At 46.7% G+C, this 19,196-nt stretch carries 19 protein-coding genes and 1 pseudogene; 3 read left to right on the forward strand and 17 right to left on the reverse strand.

Annotated elements, in window-relative coordinates; all coding sequences use genetic code 11:
• Window positions 1–23 precede the first annotated feature (23 nt).
• The 13 genes from V1498_RS10975 to V1498_RS11035 all read right to left on the reverse strand — a co-directional run bounded on the left by V1498_RS10975 (window position 24) and on the right by V1498_RS11035 (window position 12,012).
• The gene (locus tag V1498_RS10975; protein WP_409298989.1) at window positions 24–794 is read right to left on the reverse strand and encodes an SDR family NAD(P)-dependent oxidoreductase; all 771 of its coding nucleotides are present in this window, start codon (window positions 792–794) and stop codon (window positions 24–26) included.
• An 11-nt stretch (window positions 795–805) separates the two neighbouring features.
• A complete protein-coding gene (locus V1498_RS10980; protein WP_409298991.1) occupies window positions 806–2,584 on the reverse strand; it encodes an acyl-CoA dehydrogenase family protein in 1,779 nt (592 codons plus the stop codon).
• 38 nt (window positions 2,585–2,622) lie between these two features.
• Window positions 2,623–3,024 (reverse strand): acyl-CoA thioesterase, encoded by a 402-nt coding sequence (locus tag V1498_RS10985; RefSeq protein ID WP_409298993.1) that lies wholly within the window; start codon window positions 3,022–3,024, stop codon window positions 2,623–2,625.
• A gap of 15 nt (window positions 3,025–3,039) precedes the next feature.
• Entirely contained in the window at window positions 3,040–3,819 is a 780-nt protein-coding gene (locus V1498_RS10990) for an enoyl-CoA hydratase-related protein (protein ID WP_409298995.1), read from the reverse strand.
• Window positions 3,820–4,701: a 3-hydroxyacyl-CoA dehydrogenase family protein gene (locus tag V1498_RS10995; protein ID WP_409298997.1), complete on the reverse strand. Its 882-nt coding sequence runs from the start codon at window positions 4,699–4,701 to the stop codon at window positions 3,820–3,822.
• 77 nt (window positions 4,702–4,778) lie between these two features.
• Window positions 4,779–5,345, reverse strand: a complete 567-nt coding sequence (locus V1498_RS11000) for a TetR/AcrR family transcriptional regulator (protein ID WP_409298999.1) — start codon at window positions 5,343–5,345, stop codon at window positions 4,779–4,781.
• Window positions 5,346–5,425: 80 nt separating this feature from the next.
• The gene (locus V1498_RS11005; RefSeq protein ID WP_409299001.1) at window positions 5,426–7,039 is read right to left on the reverse strand and encodes a long-chain-fatty-acid--CoA ligase; all 1,614 of its coding nucleotides are present in this window, start codon (window positions 7,037–7,039) and stop codon (window positions 5,426–5,428) included.
• Window positions 7,040–7,086: 47 nt separating this feature from the next.
• Entirely contained in the window at window positions 7,087–7,860 is a 774-nt protein-coding gene (locus V1498_RS11010; protein WP_409299002.1) for an SDR family oxidoreductase, read from the reverse strand.
• 180 nt (window positions 7,861–8,040) lie between these two features.
• The gene (gene kynU / locus V1498_RS11015; RefSeq protein ID WP_409299004.1) at window positions 8,041–9,315 is read right to left on the reverse strand and encodes a kynureninase; all 1,275 of its coding nucleotides are present in this window, start codon (window positions 9,313–9,315) and stop codon (window positions 8,041–8,043) included.
• Window positions 9,316–9,392: 77 nt separating this feature from the next.
• Window positions 9,393–9,848 carry a GNAT family N-acetyltransferase gene (locus V1498_RS11020; protein WP_409299006.1) on the reverse strand — a complete coding sequence of 152 codons (456 nt, stop codon included), beginning with the start codon at window positions 9,846–9,848 and terminating at the stop codon, window positions 9,393–9,395.
• Window positions 9,849–10,120: 272 nt separating this feature from the next.
• Window positions 10,121–10,762, reverse strand: a complete 642-nt coding sequence (locus tag V1498_RS11025; protein ID WP_409299008.1) for a Bax inhibitor-1 family protein — start codon at window positions 10,760–10,762, stop codon at window positions 10,121–10,123.
• A gap of 123 nt (window positions 10,763–10,885) precedes the next feature.
• The gene (locus tag V1498_RS11030) at window positions 10,886–11,416 is read right to left on the reverse strand and encodes an MEDS domain-containing protein (protein ID WP_409299010.1); all 531 of its coding nucleotides are present in this window, start codon (window positions 11,414–11,416) and stop codon (window positions 10,886–10,888) included.
• Between the two features lie 131 nt (window positions 11,417–11,547).
• Window positions 11,548–12,012: a hypothetical protein gene (locus V1498_RS11035; RefSeq protein ID WP_409299257.1), complete on the reverse strand. Its 465-nt coding sequence runs from the start codon at window positions 12,010–12,012 to the stop codon at window positions 11,548–11,550.
• A gap of 243 nt (window positions 12,013–12,255) precedes the next feature.
• Between V1498_RS11035 and V1498_RS11040 the strand changes: the two genes are divergently transcribed.
• On the forward strand, window positions 12,256–12,882 hold the full coding sequence (locus V1498_RS11040; protein WP_409299012.1) for a LysE family transporter: 627 nt from the start codon (window positions 12,256–12,258) through the stop codon (window positions 12,880–12,882).
• A gap of 47 nt (window positions 12,883–12,929) precedes the next feature.
• Here V1498_RS11040 and V1498_RS11045 read toward each other — a convergent pair whose 3' ends face one another.
• From V1498_RS11045 to mnmH, 3 genes are all read right to left on the reverse strand, one after another.
• Window positions 12,930–14,276: an amino acid permease gene (locus V1498_RS11045; protein ID WP_409299014.1), complete on the reverse strand. Its 1,347-nt coding sequence runs from the start codon at window positions 14,274–14,276 to the stop codon at window positions 12,930–12,932.
• Between the two features lie 286 nt (window positions 14,277–14,562).
• Complete coding sequence (locus V1498_RS11050) at window positions 14,563–15,702, reverse strand: acyl-CoA dehydrogenase family protein (RefSeq protein WP_409299016.1); 1,140 nt, start codon at window positions 15,700–15,702, stop codon at window positions 14,563–14,565.
• 189 nt (window positions 15,703–15,891) lie between these two features.
• Window positions 15,892–16,938 carry a tRNA 2-selenouridine(34) synthase MnmH gene (mnmH, locus tag V1498_RS11055; RefSeq protein ID WP_409299018.1) on the reverse strand — a complete coding sequence of 349 codons (1,047 nt, stop codon included), beginning with the start codon at window positions 16,936–16,938 and terminating at the stop codon, window positions 15,892–15,894.
• Window positions 16,939–17,107: 169 nt separating this feature from the next.
• On the opposite strand from mnmH, the gene V1498_RS11060 reads away from it, so the two are divergent.
• Together V1498_RS11060 and V1498_RS11065 are read left to right on the forward strand one after the other, a co-directional pair.
• Complete coding sequence (locus V1498_RS11060; RefSeq protein ID WP_409299020.1) at window positions 17,108–18,172, forward strand: permease; 1,065 nt, start codon at window positions 17,108–17,110, stop codon at window positions 18,170–18,172.
• 128 nt (window positions 18,173–18,300) lie between these two features.
• Window positions 18,301–18,624, forward strand: a complete 324-nt coding sequence (locus V1498_RS11065; RefSeq protein ID WP_409299022.1) for an ABC transporter permease — start codon at window positions 18,301–18,303, stop codon at window positions 18,622–18,624.
• A 137-nt stretch (window positions 18,625–18,761) separates the two neighbouring features.
• On the opposite strand, the pseudogene V1498_RS11070 reads toward V1498_RS11065, so the two are convergent.
• A pseudogene (locus V1498_RS11070) lies at window positions 18,762–19,158 on the reverse strand (cytidine deaminase).
• Window positions 19,159–19,196: the final 38 nt, after the last annotated feature.

The raw sequence follows: 19,196 nt of genomic DNA on the forward strand, positions 1-19,196 counted from the left end.
TTTATTACCCCTTTCTCTATGAATTATTTAAGAAGCCAGCCGCCATCTGCCAGAATATCCGTTCCTGTCATATAGGACGCTTCTTTTGATGCGGCGAAGGCAATGATAGTTGCAATCTCTTCAGCCGTTCCGATACGGCCGAGAGCGGTATTCTTTTTAATGGCCTCAGCAAATTTTTTATTCTGAAGGCTGCCTTCTGTCAGCGGTGTTTCGATGAAGCCGGGAGAAACTGAATTTACCCGGATTCCGTAGGATGCCAGCTCCAGTGCAAGTGATTTTGTGAAATGGATAACACCCGCTTTCGCCGAGCTGTAGTGGGGAATCTGTGCCCCTGCCTGATGTCCGGAAAGGGAGGCCACATTAACAATGGCCCGGTTTACCGGATCAGGTTCGATTCCGGCTATCATGATTTTTGCGAGCTCCCGCGATACGAGAAAGACGCTTTTTAAATTAACGGCCTGCACTTCATCCCACGTTTTAAGAGAGGTATCGAGAATACGGGATTGTGCAGAAGATCCGGCATTATTTACGAGAATATGCAGATTGCCATATTCATTTTTCACAAAAGATGCAAGCGCCTTGACCGATTCTTCATCCGTGACATCACAAATAGAGTAAGAAACCGCCTCCAATCCAACAGCCGCATTGATATCATCCACTGCAGTTTTCAGCCTTGCTTCGGTCCTCCCAGTCAGGATGACTTTTGCCCCTTCTGCTGCAAAAAGCCTGGCTGCCGCCTTTCCGATGCCGCTTCCCCCTCCTGTGACCAGGGCAATGCTACCTTGAAATCTCATGCTTGTTCCTCCTATGAGCAGGCAAACTCACCTTTTTTGTATTGGTTTTCTGCAGTTTCCCGGTACCGTTCAAAGCTTTTCCCTGCAGGCTGTAAGTTTGAAAGCTTTGCTGAAATCTTTCTTTTAAGCTCCATGGCTTCCTGCCCGGAGAGAAGCTCACTGCAGAGCGAGCGGGAAATTTTTTCGGTATTCCATAATGCCTCCTCGATGCTGATTCTCATCAGATGGATCCGGTTTTCTTCCATCCCGGACCCGTTTCCGGCTGTCGCTTTACAGGTTCTTAAAACCAGAGATTCCGCTGCATATAATTCAATGGACAGATCCGCGAGCCTCATGGCCGTCTCCTGTTCCTCGAACACCGATGAACCGAATGCTTTCAGTGCCGCCCCGGACATAAGGATGAACACATCCCTTATGGATGCTGCGGCTTCCAGCTCCCGGCTATGCTCTCCTGAAAAGCGTTGTTCAGAGCTTTCAAAATTCCTCATGGCCCCGCGGGATAGACTTTCAAGGTCCAGCTCTTTTTTCAGAACCTTCTTAAAGAGATTGCCTGGAATCAGGAGCCTGTTAATTTCGTTTGTGCCTTCAAAAATACGGTTGATCCTGGAATCCCTGTACATCTGTTCTATGCCATAATCCTTGATGAACCCGGCCCCGCCAAACAGCTGAAGAGTTTCGTCCGCAATGAAGTCGAGGGTTTCCGATCCATATACTTTGCAGATGGCACACTCTGCCGCAAACTCGCTCATTGCAGCAGCAATCTTTCTTTTATCCTTTTCGCCATACAGACCGCCAAGCGCGCCTTCAAGGAGGCCAGCTGTCCGGTATTGAATGGATTCGGCGGCATAAATCCTCGCTGCCATTCTGGCAATCTTTTCTTTTGTTGCGCCAAATTCAGCAATCGCCTTCCCGAACTGAATCCGCTCTTCAGTAAATTGGATGGCCTTCTTAAGCCCAGCCTTTGCCGCTCCTACACAGGCAGAACCAAGATTGAATCGTCCGAGGTTAAGCACGTTCAGGGCAATATAGCGGCCTTCCCCGGGCCGCCCCAGCAGGTTTTCCACCGGGACTCTGCAATCCTCCAGAATGACCGAGCAGGTGGATGAGCCCTTTATGCCCATTTTATTTTCCTCGGGTCCGATTTGAAAACCGGGAAAGTCTTTTTCCACTATGAACGCAGAAAATTGTGTGCCGTCAATTTTCGCATATACGATAAAGGTGTCTGAAAAGGCAGCATTGGTAATATAGATCTTCGTTCCATTTAAGATATAATGTGTGCCTTCAGTGTTCAGTCTTGCCGTAGTCTGCGATGAAAGGGCATCAGAGCCGGCAGCCGGTTCTGTCAGGCAATAAGCCCCGATATATTCGCCGGATGCAAGCTTTGGCAGGTATTTTTCCTTTTGTTCAGAAGTCCCAAAATAAGTGATGGGCAGGGTGGCGATGCAGGTGTGATTGGAGTGGGCCACACCATAACTTCCTGAGCCGCCGACCATTTCTCCGACTATGCCCTTACTGATCTTATCCAATGCGAGTCCGCCAAATTCCTCGGGTATACTGTGGGCAAGGAGCCCAAGATCTCCAGCTGCCCTCAATTTACCGGTGAGAAGCACAAAGTTCTGATTTTCGATTTCTTCCTTACACGGCAGCACTTCCTTTTCGATGAACCGCTTGGCGGTGTTTGCAATCATCTTATGTTCCCCGGTAAAATCCTCAGGAGTAAATATATCCACAGGGCTGCATCCTTTGTACATGAATTCAGCTCCCGCTGCCATTACCGCATCTTTTTCCATGCCCAACCCCTCCTCTTTCTGACTTACATCTTATCCTGTTAAGTATTAGCCGTGTATTGGCCCAGAGCTTCCCTCATCAGTCCGGGAATTTCTTCACTCTGCTGCTTTTGGAAATCAAAGTAGACAATGACGGCCATGCCGTTTGCTATCCGTTCGCCGGTCTCAGAACAGCTGATACTATGCTGGAGCTGAAAGCTCTTCGTCCCAATGCGGGAAACCATAGTATGTATGTCAAGAACCTGGTTGAAGTATCCCTGTGCCTGAAAATCGCACCCAGTGGAAGCAAGGATAAAACTCCATTCATCAACAGTCATTCCATAGCCCAGAGTCTCAAAAAACTTGATGCGGGCTTCTTCAAGGTAGATGAAATAGCTTGTATTATTGATATGCCCGAGAGCATCCGTTTCACAAAAGCGGACTTTCACTTGGGTTTTATGCATCTGTTCTCCTCCTCTTCAGCGGTGCTTGAATATAGGCTTCCTTTTTTCGAGGAAGGCACCGACACCCTCTTTGATATCTTCTGTCTGAAAAACCTCCTGAAACAAACGCGCTTCAAGCTCGATCCCTTCCTGGAGGGGCAGATGGCTGCCCTTATCCACGGCGAATTTGATACGGGACAGAGCCTGGAGGGAATGCGGGGTGATTCTGCCGGCAATCTTAAGAGCAGAAATTATGCCTTCCCCCTCGGGAGCGACCTGATTGACCAGCCCTATGTCAAGCGCTTCCGAGGCTGATATCGTGTCGCCGGTAAACATCATTTCCTTGGCTTTTGAAGCTCCCACCAGGCGGGAAAGGCGCTGAGTGCCCCCGCCGCCCGGGAATAAACCGAGTTTAACCTCGGGAAGCCCAATCAGCACCTGTTCCTCAGCGATTCTGATATCAAGGGTTAGTGCAAGCTCCAGGCCGCCCCCTAAAGTCAGCCCGTTCAATACTCCGATGGTCGGTTTAGGGAAGCCGGCGATGTAATTCAAGATCCCATGTGTCTCCATGACAGCTGACAGCATATCAGGATTTTCCATCAGCCCGGGAAACTCTTTGATATCCGCTCCGGCAACGAAGGCCTTTGAACCGCTTCCGGTCAGGAGGACGGCTGTGATCCCGCTGTCTGATGCAAGTTCCTGGAAGGTATGGAGCAATTCCTCGAAAACCTGTCTCTCCAAAACATTCAGCGGAGGATTATTTATAACGACAACCGCCGTGTTATTTTTCTTTTCGTACGTTACAAAACGTCCCATTCATTTGACCTCCTCTTTGCTGTATGTATACCAGCCTTTCCCCGTCTTCCGTCCAAGTTCGCCTTTTTTCACCTTTTCTTCTATACAGGCAAAAGGCTTATCTCCCGGATTGCCCGTCTCATTGAACCGCTGCTGCATCACGTAATATCCTACATCAATGCCCGATAAGTCCATGAGTTCGAAGGGACCGATCGGATGATTCAGGGCTTTGCGGCAGATCAGGTCGATGTCCTTGAAATCGGCGATTCCCTCCTCGTACAGATAAACAGCTTCCCGCTGCAGGGCACCCAGTATGCGGTTGGCTGCAAATCCGGAAATTTCCTTCTGGAGGAGCACGGATGTCCGGTTCATCCTCTTGCATACAGCCATGACTTTTTGCGCCGTATCGGCTGAGGTTTCAGGGTTCTTAACCACTTCCACGAGATCCATGACTAGAGGCGGAAAAAAGAAATGCATGTTCAGCACCTTATCCGGCCGCTTTGTCGCTGGAGCCAGCCTGCTTGAGACGATGGTGGAACTATTAGTGGCAAAAATCACATGGGGAGGTGCCAGTTCTTCAAGCTTTGCGAATACCTCTTTTTTTACCTCCAATTTCTCTACCACCGCTTCAATAATAAGATCAACCGAACGGGCAGCTTCCTGGAAGCTAGTGGTGAATCTCAGCCTGCGGAAGGCAGCTTCCAGTGCATCTTCGGATATTTTCCCTTTTTCAAGCCACCGGGACATGATCCCTTTTAATGTACTCTGGGCTTTTTCAAGAGCACTTTCCTCAATATCAACCAGTACCGTTTCATAGCCTCCCAGTGCACTCAGCATGGCTATCTGATGTCCCATCTGCCCAGCGCCAATGACAGATATGGCGGCAATTTCTTTTTCATTCATGTTTTATCCTCCCTTTTATACTAACCAGTCGGTATGTTGAAGCTGCAGGAAGCGGCTCTAAGGCCCTTCCTCCGTTCCTAATCCATTTCAATTCCTTTTAGCAGCATATCCGTAAACATTATCGCCAATTCCTTATCAGAGACACTTCCTTCTGGATTGAACCAATTGTAGCTCCAGTTGGTCACACCGAGAATCCCGAACGCAATCAGCTCAGGATTCAAACTTTGACGGAACTCTTTGTTATTGATTCCGTCGCTGAGGAGCTGTTCCATATTAAAGCGGAACTGATCGCGTTTTGAAGTGATCTCCCGGTAGTGCTCTTCGTTCAAGTGTCGTATTTCCCTTGTGAAAACCTTGGCGCTTGCTCCCTGCTTTTTGATATCCGATATGAGCATATAAATGATTCTGTACAGCTTTTGCTTGCTGTTCAGGGAATGATCTGAGAGTATTTCCTCCTGCTGGCTGACCAGATCGTCGATATAATGAAGATGGATGCCCCTGAGGAGCTCTTCCTTACTGGAAAAGTAATAATAAAAGGTCCCTTTAGTTACTCCGAGCGCCTCTACGATATCCTGGATGGATGTGCTTCCAAATCCTTTTCTATCAAATAGCTCTATTGCTGCTGCTGTAATTTTTTCCTTCATCTGCAAGACCCACCATTTCAATTGAATTCAGCTAGAATTATACCATATGGCAGGCTGTACCATTTCTAAATCAGGTATGATCATTTGGCCGTGATCTCTTCCCTTAAGGCCCGTCTCAGAATCTTTCCTACACTGGTCTTGGGCAGCTGTGAACGGAACTCGATAATTTCCGGGACCTTATAGGAAGCCAGGTTGGTGCGGCAGAAGGCTTGAATCTCCTCTTCATCTGCCTCCCTGCCGTTTTTAAGGACGAGAACAGCCTTGATTGTTTCACCGCGGTAGGCATGAGGCACCCCGATGACTACCGCCTCCTGTACGCTAGGATGCTCATAGAGCACTTCTTCGATATCCCGGGGATAGATGTTGAAGCCGCTGGCGATGATCATATCCTTTTTGCGGTCCACGACGGAAAGATAGCCTTCCACGTCCATCAAACCGATATCTCCTGTATAAAGCCAGCCGTCTCTGAGGACGTTTGCCGTTTCTTCAGGCAGGTTCCAGTATCCTTTCATAACCTGAGGGCCGCGGACAATCACTTCGCCAAGCTCGCCTGGCGGAAGCTCATCGTTCCCTGTGGCTGTATCCACAATTTTATAATCGGTGGACGGAAAGGGAATCCCGACGGTACCTGGCTTTCGTTCTGCGAAACTAGGATTACAGTGAGTAACCGGAGCTGCCTCAGATAATCCATAGCCTTCGAGAATCCTCGAGCCGGTCTTCCGCTCAAATTCTCTCAGTAGCTCCACAGGCATCGGTGCGCTTCCGCTATTGCATATTTCGATAGAGTCTATTCCGTATTCCTCGGCATTCGGATGATTCGTCAGGGCCACATACATAGTCGGGACGCCCGGGAAAAGGGTAGGCTGCTCCGTTTTAATCGTCCGGAGCACTTCCTCCAGATCAAACCGGGGCAGCAGGATCATTTCAGCGCCGAGGAAAATGGACAGATTCATGCAGGAGGTCATGGCAAACACATGGAATAATGGAATGACAGTCAAACATCGTTCCTTGCCGAAGCTGAGATCGAATTTAAAAAATTCATAGGATTGAAGAACATTGGCCACCAGATTGCGGTGGGTCAGCATGGCACCCTTTGATCTTCCCGTCGTTCCACCGGTATATTGGAGGACAGCGGTATCTTCTTTGGGATCCACTGTAATTCCGCCTGCAGTGCCATTGCCGCTCTTCAGGAAATCCTCAAACAGTACGGCACCATCCGGTTTAGCGGCCGGGGTCTGAAATGCAACGGCAATCACTTTCTTAAGGTTTGTCTCTTTCCTGACAGCTTCCACTCTTGGAAGGAAATCCCCGAAGGCAATGATCGTCTCTGCCCCTGAGTCATTTAAAAGATGGTGAAGCTCCCGTTCTACACTCATTGGATTGATTTGTGTGACGATAGCTCCTGCTGATAGAATGCCATAATAAGAGATGATATAGTGCGGGCAGTTTGGGAGCATGATCGCCACCCGGTCGCCTTTTTGAATCCCATTCTGCTGAAGGGCCGAAGCAAATGCTTCTGACATACGATGCAGCTCCAGATAGCTGGTTTTTCTTCCATAGAAAGAGACAGCTGGATGGGAAGGATATTTTTTTGCGGTTTCCTGCAGCAGCTGGGGCAGGGATAAGTCGGGTATGTTCAATTCTATGGAGATGGAATCAGGATAAAGCGATTGCCAGGGCTTACTTGATTTCATGTTATTTCCTCCAGTCATTTTTTATAAGCTGCTCATGGTTGTTTCAATTAACACGCATGGCTCCCTCCATCAACAATCAGCACATTGCCTGTCACAAAGCTGGATGCTTCGGATGCCAGGAAAAGCGCAGCTCCCTTAAGATCGTCCTCACTGCCGAATCTCCTGAGCGGAGTGGATCCGAGTATGGAATCCCTGCCATTTTCTATGAGCGCTTTAGACATCTTGGTTGGGAAAAAGCCGGGAGCTATGCAGTTCACATTGATGTTATGCTCCCCCCACTTGACGGCCAGATCCTTTGTAAAGGTGATGACCGCCCCCTTGCTTGTATTGTAGCCAATGGTATCCATAATCCGGGGGTCCACTCCTCCAAGACCGGCTGTAGAAGCTATATTGATGATCTTTCCTGATTTTTGCTCAATCATTACTCGTCCGGCTGCCTGACTCATCAGGAAAGTCCCGGTGACATTTACCTCCATCACCTTCCTCCATGCCTCAAGAGGCATATCTGCTGCGGGGGCGCCCCATGTCGCTCCGCTGTTATTGACCAGGATGTCAATTCTGCCGAAGGTTTTCTTCGTTTCATTCACCACCTTTTCAATATCATGGGGGGACGTGATATCACATTTCATGGCGAGTGTCCCGACTCCCAATGACTTCAGCCTTTCTGCGGTTTCATGGCAGGCTTCAGCCTTTCGTGAGCAGAGCACGACATTTGCCCCTGCCTCTGCCAGCCCTTCTGCAATCTGCTCACCAAGCCCTCTTCCGCCGCCGGTGACAATCGCGGTCTTTCCAGTCAAGTCAAATAGCTGCTTTACATGCATATCGAAAAACCTCTTTTCTAAGGAATCACCCTAAACTTGTATACGCTTTCATTTAGGAATACTGACCAGTCGGTATTATCCTAATTATAACCTTAAATATAGAAGTTTCAATTTTTTTACTGAAAATTTAGAAAACTTTTGGCAGAAAAGGAACCATCTTTCACCGATGATTCCCCTGATTCAAGCCACCACTTCACGCCCCATTGCATACTGTTCATATAATCTGCCTTCCATGACAGATTTTAAAACAGCTATAGTCTGTCTCACGTCCTCAAAGGTTGAATAAAGGGCGGCCGGAGCAAGCCGGATGATATTTGGAGCGCGGAAGTCCGGGATGATTCCCTTATCTTTCAGCGCCTTGCAGATTCTTGCAGCCTCTTTATGTTCCAGGCTGACATGAGCCCCTCTCTTACTTTCATCAAGCGGGCTGCCAATGGTGAAATTCCATTCACCTAATTCCTGTCCAGCCAGGTAGATGAGATATTGAGTAAGTTTCAGCGATTTTTCCCTGACCCTTTCGATTCCCGCCTGTTCAAAGATTTCCAGGGAACCCAGGAGAGGTGCGCTGCTTAAGACATGGGGGGTGCCGATCTGATAGGCACCGGCCCCTTCAGCAGGTGTGAAGGTATGCTCCATGTCAAATTGCTTTTCCTTATGCGATCCGAACCATCCAGCAAGTCCGGGCCGTCTTCCATGATGCTTCTTGTTTACATAAAGGCCGCCTGTGCTTCCCGGTCCTCCGTTCAGATGCTTGTATGTACACCAAAAGGCGAAGTCCACTCCCCAGCTGGTGAAGCTGTGGGGCAAAGCCCCGATGGAATGGCAGGCATCAAAACCAATCGGAATTCCCCTGCTTTTTGCTTCACGGGCCAGGAGCTCCATATCAAGCACCTGGCCGCTTCGGTACAGAACGGAAGGCAGGACAATCAGTGCAATCTCATCCGTCATGGACGAGATGATATCTTCCTCATCAAGAAAGCGCCCGTCCCGGCTCTCCACCCTTACCAGATGGGTATCTGGGTCATATCCCTTCAAGGCAAGCAAACTCTGCAGCGCATAGATGTCAGAAGGGAAATTCAGCTCATCAGCAAGAATTTTAGTTTTTTGTCCGGACGGTTCATAAAAGGTTGACGCGAGCTGGTGGAGATTGACCGTGGTGGAACCGGCAGATGCGACTTCATCCGGAGCGGCGCCGACAAGCGGAGCCATCAAGCTTCCGATTTTTTCCGACAAGGAAAACCAAGGCTCCCTTCCTTTCATCCAGCCGTCAATTCCGAATTCCTTCCAGTCCGAGAACGAGTCCATCAAGGCTTTTTCCGCTCTTTTAGACAGAAGTCCTAGAGAGTTTCCATCCATATAAATGGTCCCTTCCAAAAGATAAAATTCATTTATGTAATCCTTAAGCGGATCAGCCTGGTCCAATCCCGCTGCATATTCTGGAGAAAAAGTATCCATGCTGCATGCCCCTCTCTATCTGTTTTATTAAAGCGTAACAAGGGCGCCCTTTTTAATCAACGGTTATTTATGAATTCTTACGGTGTTCCACAACAGAAAAAATGGGATGATTTGGACGTTCCTTTTGCCTTTATAAATCCGTGTGCTTCATAAAATAAGGCTCCCCGCTCTGTGTCAGTATGGAGTACGAGAGTATCAAAATGCCCCTCCGCCTCCTGTTTCAGCCTTCTGAGGAGCATGCTGCCTGCACCCGTCCGCCGATGCAGGGGTGATATATAAAATCTCCTCACTCTTCCTGTTTTTTTAGAAGCATCCAAAGGATCCACATTGATTCCGCCAATTCCGATGAGATCCTGTCCACGATATACACCGAATAAGCCTTCTCCCGGAAGCCTGAAGCAATTTGATCCATCTTCATATTCCTTGATCAGCCTCCCGATGAAATGAAACCCTTCCTTCCTGCTTTCCATCCATAAATCAGTTAGATCCGCCTCGGTAAGACAAGTAATTTTCTTAAGGATTATTTCAGCCAAGAATACCTCCCCTTTCTATCAAACAAAAAGGCTCTATTTTAAAAGAGTATTTTTTACAGGTGCTATAAAGAAATTTTATTATTAATCGAGTTGATTGCAGCAGAAGATGCGAGACTCCTGATCCGGCTCCAAGCTGAGGAGGCTCACCGCCCGCCCCTAAGGTTCGCGGGTGCCTGCATCGAAAATCAACGTTCTTGTTCAATAGCCGCAAAATTTGGGCGAAAAGAGCCAACAAAAAGATGCATACAGCTGTGCTGCATGCATCCTCATTACTAATCCCTGCTCAGAATTCCAATAAAGCGAAGCAGGTTGATGAAAAGATTTAAAAAGTCGAGATATAAGGAAAGCGCGAGAAGCGGTATCATCTCTTCGCTGATTCCCCTGTGTTTCATTTGGTTGAAGTCGTAGAGGATGTAAAGAGAAAAGACAAGCGCGCCGATACCTGAAAAAGCAAGGAGTCCGCCATCATTCAAAGGGCTGAACAGGCTGAAGATTCCTACAAAGATCAGGGCCAGAAGGGCAACCAGTAAAAATGAGCCCAGGAATCCCAGGTCTTTCTTTGTTTTGGTGCCCACAAAGCCAAAGACCAGGAATATACCGAGCGTCATTCCAAAGGCATACAGCACAATCTGTGCGCCTGACTGGGAAACATAGTAATTGACGATGGGGTATGTGGTGATGCCGGAAATTAAAGCGAAAGCATATACGAATGCATAACCCACTGCTTTTCTTTTTCTCAGCCAGAAAGCTGATATGAGCATGATCAGCTCAGCAATGATCAGCGGCAGCATCAGTGCCGGAGGGACAAATTGGCCGGCATATAAGCCAGCTGTTGCGATGATAAGTGTGATGATGAATACGGAGATCACCTTTTGGAACAAGGATCTCCTTCCAACCGAAATAGCTTCTTGCATAAAAATTTCTCCTTCCAATGTTTCATAACTGTATTACGATACAAGCTGCCAGAGGTTTCAAAAAAAAATAATATGCCACTTTTCCCAAAGGCCCGGCATGTATCAGCATCAGTCTTTAATTTACTAATAGAAGATGGCATCATGGCAGTTCCCAAGCTTATCCTGTATGGCTGCCGGAGTCCTGCCGGAATGATAGGCACAGATGGACAGCAGCCCTTCTTCCTGGACCAGTTTGTCTGAAATCTTTTCATAAAGGACGATTTTATCCATAATCTCCTCTGCATCTCTCCACTCTACGTGTGCCCAGGTACGAATGGAATATTTACTGTCGTCCTTTATGGATTGTACACTTAGTTCAAAGTCCTGGACGATGGATTGAATATGAAAATCCCCATTGTGGAAATAAAAGTCAAAGTTATTCTTAAAATGTATGTTTTTAAGCAGTCCTTCTTTATTTTCGCACTTTAATATATATTTCAGCTTTAAAAAATTCCGGTCATTCTCCACAAGTATAATATGAGAACCCGCTTGGATTCCCGTTTCTATGAAAGCCAGGAGATCCTCAATATAACGCTCATGATTATCATAAAGATAAAGCCAGTGCCCGCTGTCCATTTTTCTGTTCTTTACTGCTTCTGCCAATTGAATATCCAATTCTTAAGGCCACCTTTAAAAGATATTGAATGAAATGGAATGATAACTGATCTAATCTTAACATGAAATAACAGGGCAATCAGCAAAAAAAACCATCATTTAGATTAAGATTCCGGCCCTTGCATATGTTATCAGGCTGGATCTGATTGATATTTTTTAGTGAGAATCCACTGAATGATCCACCCTGTCAAAAGCCCGGGAATGAGGCAGAGAATAGGCAGCCAGATGATTCCAAGCAGATATCCATTCCATCTGAAAGAAGCGGAATAAAAGATTCCCACAGTTGCCGAAAATGCCGCACCTGCAAAAGGCAGAAAGGCATACGGGGAGCTGCCTCCCCCGCCATCCTTAAAGGCATCCCACATAGAAAAGAAATATAAACACGGATAAAACAAAATCCAGCCGTAATCCACAAGTGCTATGGCTTCCTGGATTTTCCCATTAAAGCTGAGCATGATAATTTGATTAAAATGTGCTTTTATATTGATGATAAATTCAAGCACGATGAAGATGATGCCTTTTATGTACTTGCCATTCAGCAATTGTCCGAATCCTGGAAGTGCAATACTCCATATTAGCTTTTCTGCAGCCTTCACATTCATCTGTCCTTTATGTTTATTCAATGTGTTCAATAAAGCAGCCACTCCTATAAGCTGTATCTTAAGTCTTCCACAAACAGGCGTTTTTATAAGGCGCAGGGCTTTCAGTCCCACGCCTTCCTGAAAAAATGCAGATATTTGTTTAGACCGTGGAAAAAAGTTCGTCCCTTCTGTTGTACAAGCTGCACCGGCTGAATACATATGTATAAGCCTATGGCGTCTGAAGGGGAGGTAGATGATTTGAGCTTGATCCTCAGTTATATTTTTCTCGGGCTGTCCCTTGCCGCTCCGATTGGACCGGTAAATGCAGCACAGATGGATAGAGGAATAAAGAATGGATTTTGGAACGCATGGCTTGTGGGGCTCGGGGCGACTGCTGCGGACATGATTTATATGCTGCTTGTTTATTTTGGGCTGGCCCAGTTTATCGAGATAGGGTTCATTAAGACTTTATTATGGTCTTTTGGGAGCTTTGTGCTCATTTATACGGGCATAGAAAGCATTATAGCAGCCGGAAAAGTTTCCATCAGGAACTCAAGGGAAAAAGAGTCCTCCCTTAAATCGTTCATCTCCGGTTTTTTGATGTCCATTTCCAATCCCATTACCATCCTTTTTTGGATTGGGATTTACGGTTCAGTATTGGCCAAGACTGCTTCATCCTATAGCAATGAGCAGCTCATCCTCTACAGCTCTGCCATTTTTAGCGGAGTATTGCTCTGGGACGTAACCATGGCGGCTGTATCCAGTGGATTCCGAAGGATTTTAAGATCAGGGCTGCTGACGCTCATCTCCATACTTTCCGGAATATCGCTGATTGGCTTCGGAATTTACTTTGGTTATCAGGCCTTCAAGGAAATATTCCTATAATAATAACCGCCTGATGGGCAGGCGGTTATTATTATAGAGGCATATAGTCAGTCAAGTTCGCTTTTTAGCGTCTCCCTATCCCAGAACGATTTCATGAGGAAGGCGACAGCACCAATGACTAATACAAAGGCGAGGCTGATAAAAAATCCGGGCCTTGTTTCTTTTTCAAACAGGGTGCCGCTTACTGCCAAGGCAATAAGGACGATGCCGGTCCATCTCTTAATCGTCTCTTTACCCTGGGGCTTTGACAGCTTTTGAGATGAGAGCAGGATGAATGTCCAGTTATACAGCAGCATCAACCCTGCCCCGGTTGTAACATATTCATATAGCCTGCCGGGCATCAAAAGGGCTGCAAGAATGGAAAGAGCCAGGACGAACACAGTCAGGAACAGGGAAGGAACCGGAACCTTCAGCTTTCCCTGCAATGAAAAAACCTTCGGTGCGTCACCATCCTCTGACAGCGTCATGAGAATGCTGGTCACTGCGAATAAGGATGCAACCATGGTTGAAAATCCTGCCACAATCAAGGCGGCATTAAAGATGTCAGGAATGAGCGGAAGATGATATTTATCCAGCGCCGAGACAAATGGACTTTCCTTCGTATTAATGCGGCTGCTGCTGACCAGAATGACCGCAAGAGCTACTGATATCATATAAATCACCGTCAGGAGAAGGAGCATCAGCTTGCCGGATTTGGGAGCATCTTTTTTATCCTTCAAGCGTATGGCCATAATTCCCATAATTTCAATGCCTCCGAAAGCATAAAACGCATAAATCAAGGAAGACCAAAGGCCCCTGTAGCCATTCGGAAAGATTTCTTCCATGGTGCCCGGGAAATTTGTCTTCGAACCGTGGCTGTCTATCACGCCGAACAAGGCTAAAAGGGCAATGACGATAAACATGAGAATGGCCGCCACCTTTGTTACTGCGAATACATTCTCCAGCTTATCAAAGCCCTTGGTGCCAATGAGAAGGACCACGATCCCAAGAATCCCGAATCCCGCCGCAAACAGCCACATCGGGACACTTGGGAACCAGAACCTTGCAAATATGGACAGTGCGGTCAGCTGGCTTCCCATGATCAGGAGCTCTGAGCACCAATAGGTCCAGCCGCAGCCAAATCTTGCCCACCTGCCGAATGCCTGGTTCGCATAAGCACAGAAAGATCCCTTTTGCGGATCTGACGCTGCAAGTTTTGAAAGGGCATCAAAAACCAGGTATGTGCCTGTGGCAGCAATTATGAATGAAATCAGCACTGAAGGGCCGGTCATTTTTATGGCAATGCTCGAACCAAGGAAAAAGCCCGTCCCGATGATACATCCAATGCCAATCATGGAAAGCTGCCACCATTTTAAACCTTTTTCCGAATCCGTATTACAGCCTGCCTTTTTCATAGTCGGCCTCCCGTCATTAAAAATCAATTGTCTTTAATTTCTGTCCGGGAGGGAGGTTCTATGCCTGTCAATTAAAGTAAAAAGGAGGCCCCTTTTAAGTTTTAGCCGGAATCTGGTAAGTCCTAAACCTTGGAATGCTTTTCATCAAGTAAAGTGCAATTGGCTTTAGTCTGTTGCTTCTTTTGAAGAAAGAAAGGGGTACTTTTTTATAAAAAGCCGGTATACAGAAGCAAAAATCATAAATTGAAAAAAAAAGAGAGGTTGCCCGGGGACATCCTCTCTCAAATCAATCATATAAAACGGTTTTCGCGAGGACGGAGTATGAAGTATCGTCCATCGGCGGGTTATGGAGGCCGGCACGGACATCCCTATAGTACCGCTGAAGCGGGTTTTTCCGCTGAAGGCTTTTGGCTCCAACAATCCTCATGGCCTTATCGACAATTGAAAGGCTTGCGTTGGTTACACTCGTTTTGACAGCTAACAGCTCCCTGGCAAGCTCTTCTCTTTTGCTGCCTTCTTCCCACTTATCTGCAACCGAAAATAATAAATGTCTGGCTTGAAGGTATTCCAGTTCCATTTCTCCCACAAGACGCTGCACATTGGGCAGGTCCCTTATCGGCCCGTTCAGGCTGTTTGGGGTATATTCCCTTGCGAATTTCAAGGCATAATTTCTTGCAGCGCCGGCTATGCCGATATAACATGCCGGAATATGGAGAAGCCACCCCTCTCCCAATGTTTTACGCTTCCCGGGCTTTTCGACAAAGTACTTATCCTCCACCTGTACCCCATCCAGGATCAGATCATTGCTTGCTGTTCCCTGCATGGAGATCATATCCCAGGTATCCTCAAAACTTACACCCTCCTGATCACGGTGAATGAGGAACCAGCCAATTCCGTCCTCTTCCTCCACCCAGGCGCTGACCTGGATGAGGTCAAGCACTGGCGATAATGTGGTATAGGTTTTCCTTCCTGAAAGAATCCAGTGAACTCCCTCCCGCTTTGCTGATGTTCCCGGACGGCCTCCCCTTGTTGGACTTCCCGTCTGTGCTTCTGTTGCTGCGCTGTTGATCAGGGCACCACCGGCAATCTGATGGAACACTTCGTCCAGTACGTCTGATTTCCAGTGACGCTTCTCTGCCAGCTGATGGACGATTCCTACATGCCAGCCGATTGCAAGGGAAGTCGGTCCGCACGCCATTGCGATTTTCTCCTGTCCGAGAAGGAAGTCATAAAGACCCCCTCCCAAACCTCCATATTCTTCAGGAAGAGTAAGGCGGGTATATCCGAAGTCCTTGAGTTCCTGAATGTTATCAAAAGGGAAAGCACCGGTTTCATCCAAAGCCTCGGCCCGTTCAGAAAAACGCTCAGTGAGCTTTCCCAATTTTTCAATATAATTCTTTTGGTGCTCATTTTTATAAAAAATCATTCCTTCTCCCCCTTTATTCCGAGTAAAGTACTTATATTTTATAGCGATGGAAGGATTATGAACATCATTTTGCCTTGCCAAATCAGAACTGGCTCTTATAGGCTTCGACAAAGCTCAAAAAAAGACACTTAAATGTTTAGAAAAAAATAGAGCGGATGTGATTATAATCCGCTCTTTTTCATCTCTAATTCATTTAACAGTCCTGGCGGTATCCGGCAGGAATTTCTTTAAGGCAAGAAGCGCTTCTTCCGCGTTTTTGGCTTTAATGGTCTTGATATTTTCTTTCGGATAATTTCCTTTTGAAAAATCATAACGGGGATCATAATAGTGTTTCAGCAGGAGGCCCACCGCTGTTTCGAAATCTCCTTTTTCAAGGGAGCTTCCGATTTCAGCTGCAATCGGTGTATGAATCCTCCGTTCTATTTTTTTGAACGCTTTGATGCTTTCCTCTTGATGAAGCCATGGCTGATAATCATCGAGAATATGCTTGACCCTCTCTTCAAGAGGCATATCAATGAATATCTGTTTTCCCGTGAGCTTCTTCTGATCCACAAAATCCGGAAGGACCACCTTCCCGATCCTCCTGCTTTCCGCTTCAAAAAGGATGAATGGGGAATCTTTCATCACTGTTAATTCCTCGACAAGCAGCGCATCGAACATTTTTTGATTATTGGGTCTTGTCCCGATCTGACCAAAAATCGACCCTCTGTGCCCGGCCAGGCCCTCTAGATCAATGACACTGTACCCTTCCTTTTTCAGCTGTTGAAGCAGCAGCGTCTTCCCGGTCCCTGTGTAACCGTTCAGAACATAGGCTTCTGAGTGAATCTGGAAGTCCTCTAGCCGGCTCACCACCCATTTCCGGTAGGCTCGGAAACCGCCGTTTAACCGGAATGACTTGATGCCCATGAGATCAAGGACGGTTGCCGAGGTGCGGCTTCTCATACCTCCCCTCCAGCAGAAGACCGCCTTATCTCCAGGGATGGACTGAAATTCTTTAATGAAAGAAGGAAGTTTGGCAGAAACAATTTCAAGTCCTCTTTCTTTTGCTTCTGCAACACCTATCTGTTTATAGATGGTTCCGATTTCTTCTCGTTCCCTGTCATCAAATATGGGAATATTTATGCTGCCTGGAATAGTAGAATCCATATATTCTGAAGGGGAACGAACATCGACCAGCACCAGCTGATTTTTTTCACGTTTAGTAAGCAGATCATCTATCATTATATCCTGGAACAATGAAAGCTCCTCCTTTTGTAAATGCCGAAATTTCATCAACTAATGAATTATACCATATTTTACAGTGATGTTATAAGCATTGGTACTATCAAGAAACTCATTGATATCCATGTAAGTAATAGTGTGGTAAAATGATTCTTTGATAATTTATTTAAAGGAGATTTGAGAGATGTCACCCATACATGCTGCAGTTCACAAGCCTGAAGCACATAGCAAAAAGACGATTTTTTTAGTCGGCCTCTTTCTTTTCGTCGCGATAGCCGGCCTTTTTTATGTAAAATGGTGGCCTTATTATCATAAAGTCATCCTTGCGTTCACCACGAGCTCAATAGGCACCTCGATTATAGGTGAAGGAGATCTGCCTGCACCATCCTGGGAAAGTGCATGGAGTTATGCTACAGCCTACTTTGCCGCTGTCTGGAAGGCGGCCGTCCTGGGTATTCTCCTTGGGTCGCTGATCCAGGTTCTCATACCTTCCGCTTGGCTCCTGAAGGTTCTTGGAAAAACATCCTTTGGCAGCACCGCAGCAGGCGGGGCAGCCTCTCTTCCCGGAATGATGTGCAGCTGCTGTGCAGCGCCGATTGCCATCGGGATGAGAAAGCGTAAAGCTTCTGTCGGAGCAAGCCTCGCTTTCTGGATCGGAAATCCGGCAATCAATCCTGCTGTGCTCATTTTCATGACCTTTGTGCTTTCCTGGAAGTTCACGCTTCTTCGCCTGGCAGCCGGCCTTCTCCTGACATTTGGGGTAAGCTACTTTGCAAACCGATTTGCAAAGGAAGCTGAAGGGGAAGAAATGGAAGGACTCCTTGAGGATGCAGAACCTGAAAAAGGCTCTTTCCTGTCTAGATGGATGAAAAGCATGGGGAGCATGGTATTGTACGTAGTACCTGCTTATCTTCTAAGTGTCCTCCTGCTTGGGGCGGCCCGGGTCTGGCTGTTCCCTAATATCAGCGGGGCAGCAGCAGATGGAATCCTGATCATACTCCTGTTCGCTGTAACAGGCATGCTGTTTGTCATCCCGACAGCAGCAGAAATTCCGATTGTCCAGTCCATGATGGCGTTCGGACTCGGTGCCGGTCCGGCAGCGGCCTTACTAGTCACCCTGCCGGCCATCAGCCTGCCATCTATCCTGATGGTTGCACGGTCTTTCCCGAAAAAAGTCATTCTTTTCGTGATGGCCTCTGTTACGGCCGTCGGTACGATCAGCGGCATTATCGGAATGTATTTGTTTTAATCAAAAGAGCAGCCGGCTTTATGCTTGCTGCTCTTTTTGTTTGGGCTCCTTTCAAAATGATAGTTGCAATTGGGTTTTTGTGGTAATGTTATGACAGTTAAGTTCTTTATCTAGTCGGGTGGGTTTATATGGATGGAGATGCTTTAGTTTGGCTTGTGTTATTATCATGCCTTTTAATCTTAAATACCGTGGCTCTTTTTTTAAACAAGAAGAATAAAATGCCACTATGGCTGGCTGGTATAGTCATCAGCCTTTTAGGCCCCTTAATAGCCTCCATGACTGGTTCTTTTTTTATTGATCTGGACCATAAAAGCGGCGGCACTGGAGAAGGTGCCGCATATGGGGCTGCATTTATAGGTATAATTATTATTGCTAATGGAATGGCTTATCTAATTACTGGAATGATCGTGAAGGGTACAGGTCTAGTAAGCACAAAGAATAATAGTGAATGAGGCAAAGTTTACGATAACAACTAATGTTTTTGAAGGAACAGCGGAAGAAAACCTCGAGATCTCAGCTGTAAAGAATGCGCACCCCATAGATGCGGGTGCGCTTGAATGTTACCTGCACGTTATTTATGAAAAGCTTTTTACCAATGAAAAGGCTGAACTTCCGCTAATGTTTTAAACACAATCTCCCGATTAGGAGAATAAATACCGACCTTAACGTCCGGCCCTCAATAAAAAGCCTTTCTTGACAAATTCCGCATGGCGTCAGGATTTTATAGTCAGCTTTTTCGTCATCTCTTACTACACATATAAAGTGAGTAATTCGCGTATCAATCTTATGAGCCTTTAAAATGGCTCCTTTTCTATACATAATTCTGTTAAAGCATTAATAATTTCAGGAGAAACACTTGTTAAAATTTTTCCGCCGCTCGTATACATGGCTGCCGCACCGCCCCAGCGAATCGGGTATCTTCTTTCTATAAATGCAATCGCTTCTTCGTAGAGCCTGTTTTCTATATCCGCGTTAACACCTGCCATAGCATTTCAATATTGATCGATTGCAGGAATACATATAC

Origin of the sequence: Paraperibacillus marinus (assembly GCF_046237605.1) — a bacterium.
GTDB lineage: Bacteria > Bacillota > Bacilli > Bacillales > DSM-1321 > Paraperibacillus > Paraperibacillus marinus.

What these genes read in the sequence shown, in the direction of transcription:
- V1498_RS11025 (WP_409299008.1), bottom strand. Translation starts at nt 10,762, where the DNA reads ATGCAAGAAGCTATTTCGGTTGGAAGGAGATCCTTGTTCCAAAAGGTG.
- V1498_RS10980 (WP_409298991.1), bottom strand. Translation starts at nt 2,584, where the DNA reads ATGGAAAAAGATGCGGTAATGGCAGCGGGAGCTGAATTCATGTACAAA.
- V1498_RS11000 (WP_409298999.1), bottom strand. Translation starts at nt 5,345, where the DNA reads ATGAAGGAAAAAATTACAGCAGCAGCAATAGAGCTATTTGATAGAAAA.
- V1498_RS11045 (WP_409299014.1), bottom strand. Translation starts at nt 14,276, where the DNA reads ATGAAAAAGGCAGGCTGTAATACGGATTCGGAAAAAGGTTTAAAATGG.
- V1498_RS11010 (WP_409299002.1), bottom strand. Translation starts at nt 7,860, where the DNA reads ATGCATGTAAAGCAGCTATTTGACTTGACTGGAAAGACCGCGATTGTC.
- V1498_RS11005 (WP_409299001.1), bottom strand. Translation starts at nt 7,039, where the DNA reads ATGAAATCAAGTAAGCCCTGGCAATCGCTTTATCCTGATTCCATCTCC.
- kynU (WP_409299004.1), bottom strand. Translation starts at nt 9,315, where the DNA reads ATGGATACTTTTTCTCCAGAATATGCAGCGGGATTGGACCAGGCTGAT.
- V1498_RS10995 (WP_409298997.1), bottom strand. Translation starts at nt 4,701, where the DNA reads ATGAATGAAAAAGAAATTGCCGCCATATCTGTCATTGGCGCTGGGCAG.
- V1498_RS10975 (WP_409298989.1), bottom strand. Translation starts at nt 794, where the DNA reads ATGAGATTTCAAGGTAGCATTGCCCTGGTCACAGGAGGGGGAAGCGGC.
- V1498_RS10990 (WP_409298995.1), bottom strand. Translation starts at nt 3,819, where the DNA reads ATGGGACGTTTTGTAACGTACGAAAAGAAAAATAACACGGCGGTTGTC.
- V1498_RS11065 (WP_409299022.1), top strand. Translation starts at nt 18,301, where the DNA reads ATGGATGGAGATGCTTTAGTTTGGCTTGTGTTATTATCATGCCTTTTA.
- V1498_RS10985 (WP_409298993.1), bottom strand. Translation starts at nt 3,024, where the DNA reads ATGCATAAAACCCAAGTGAAAGTCCGCTTTTGTGAAACGGATGCTCTC.
- V1498_RS11050 (WP_409299016.1), bottom strand. Translation starts at nt 15,702, where the DNA reads ATGATTTTTTATAAAAATGAGCACCAAAAGAATTATATTGAAAAATTG.
- V1498_RS11060 (WP_409299020.1), top strand. Translation starts at nt 17,108, where the DNA reads ATGTCACCCATACATGCTGCAGTTCACAAGCCTGAAGCACATAGCAAA.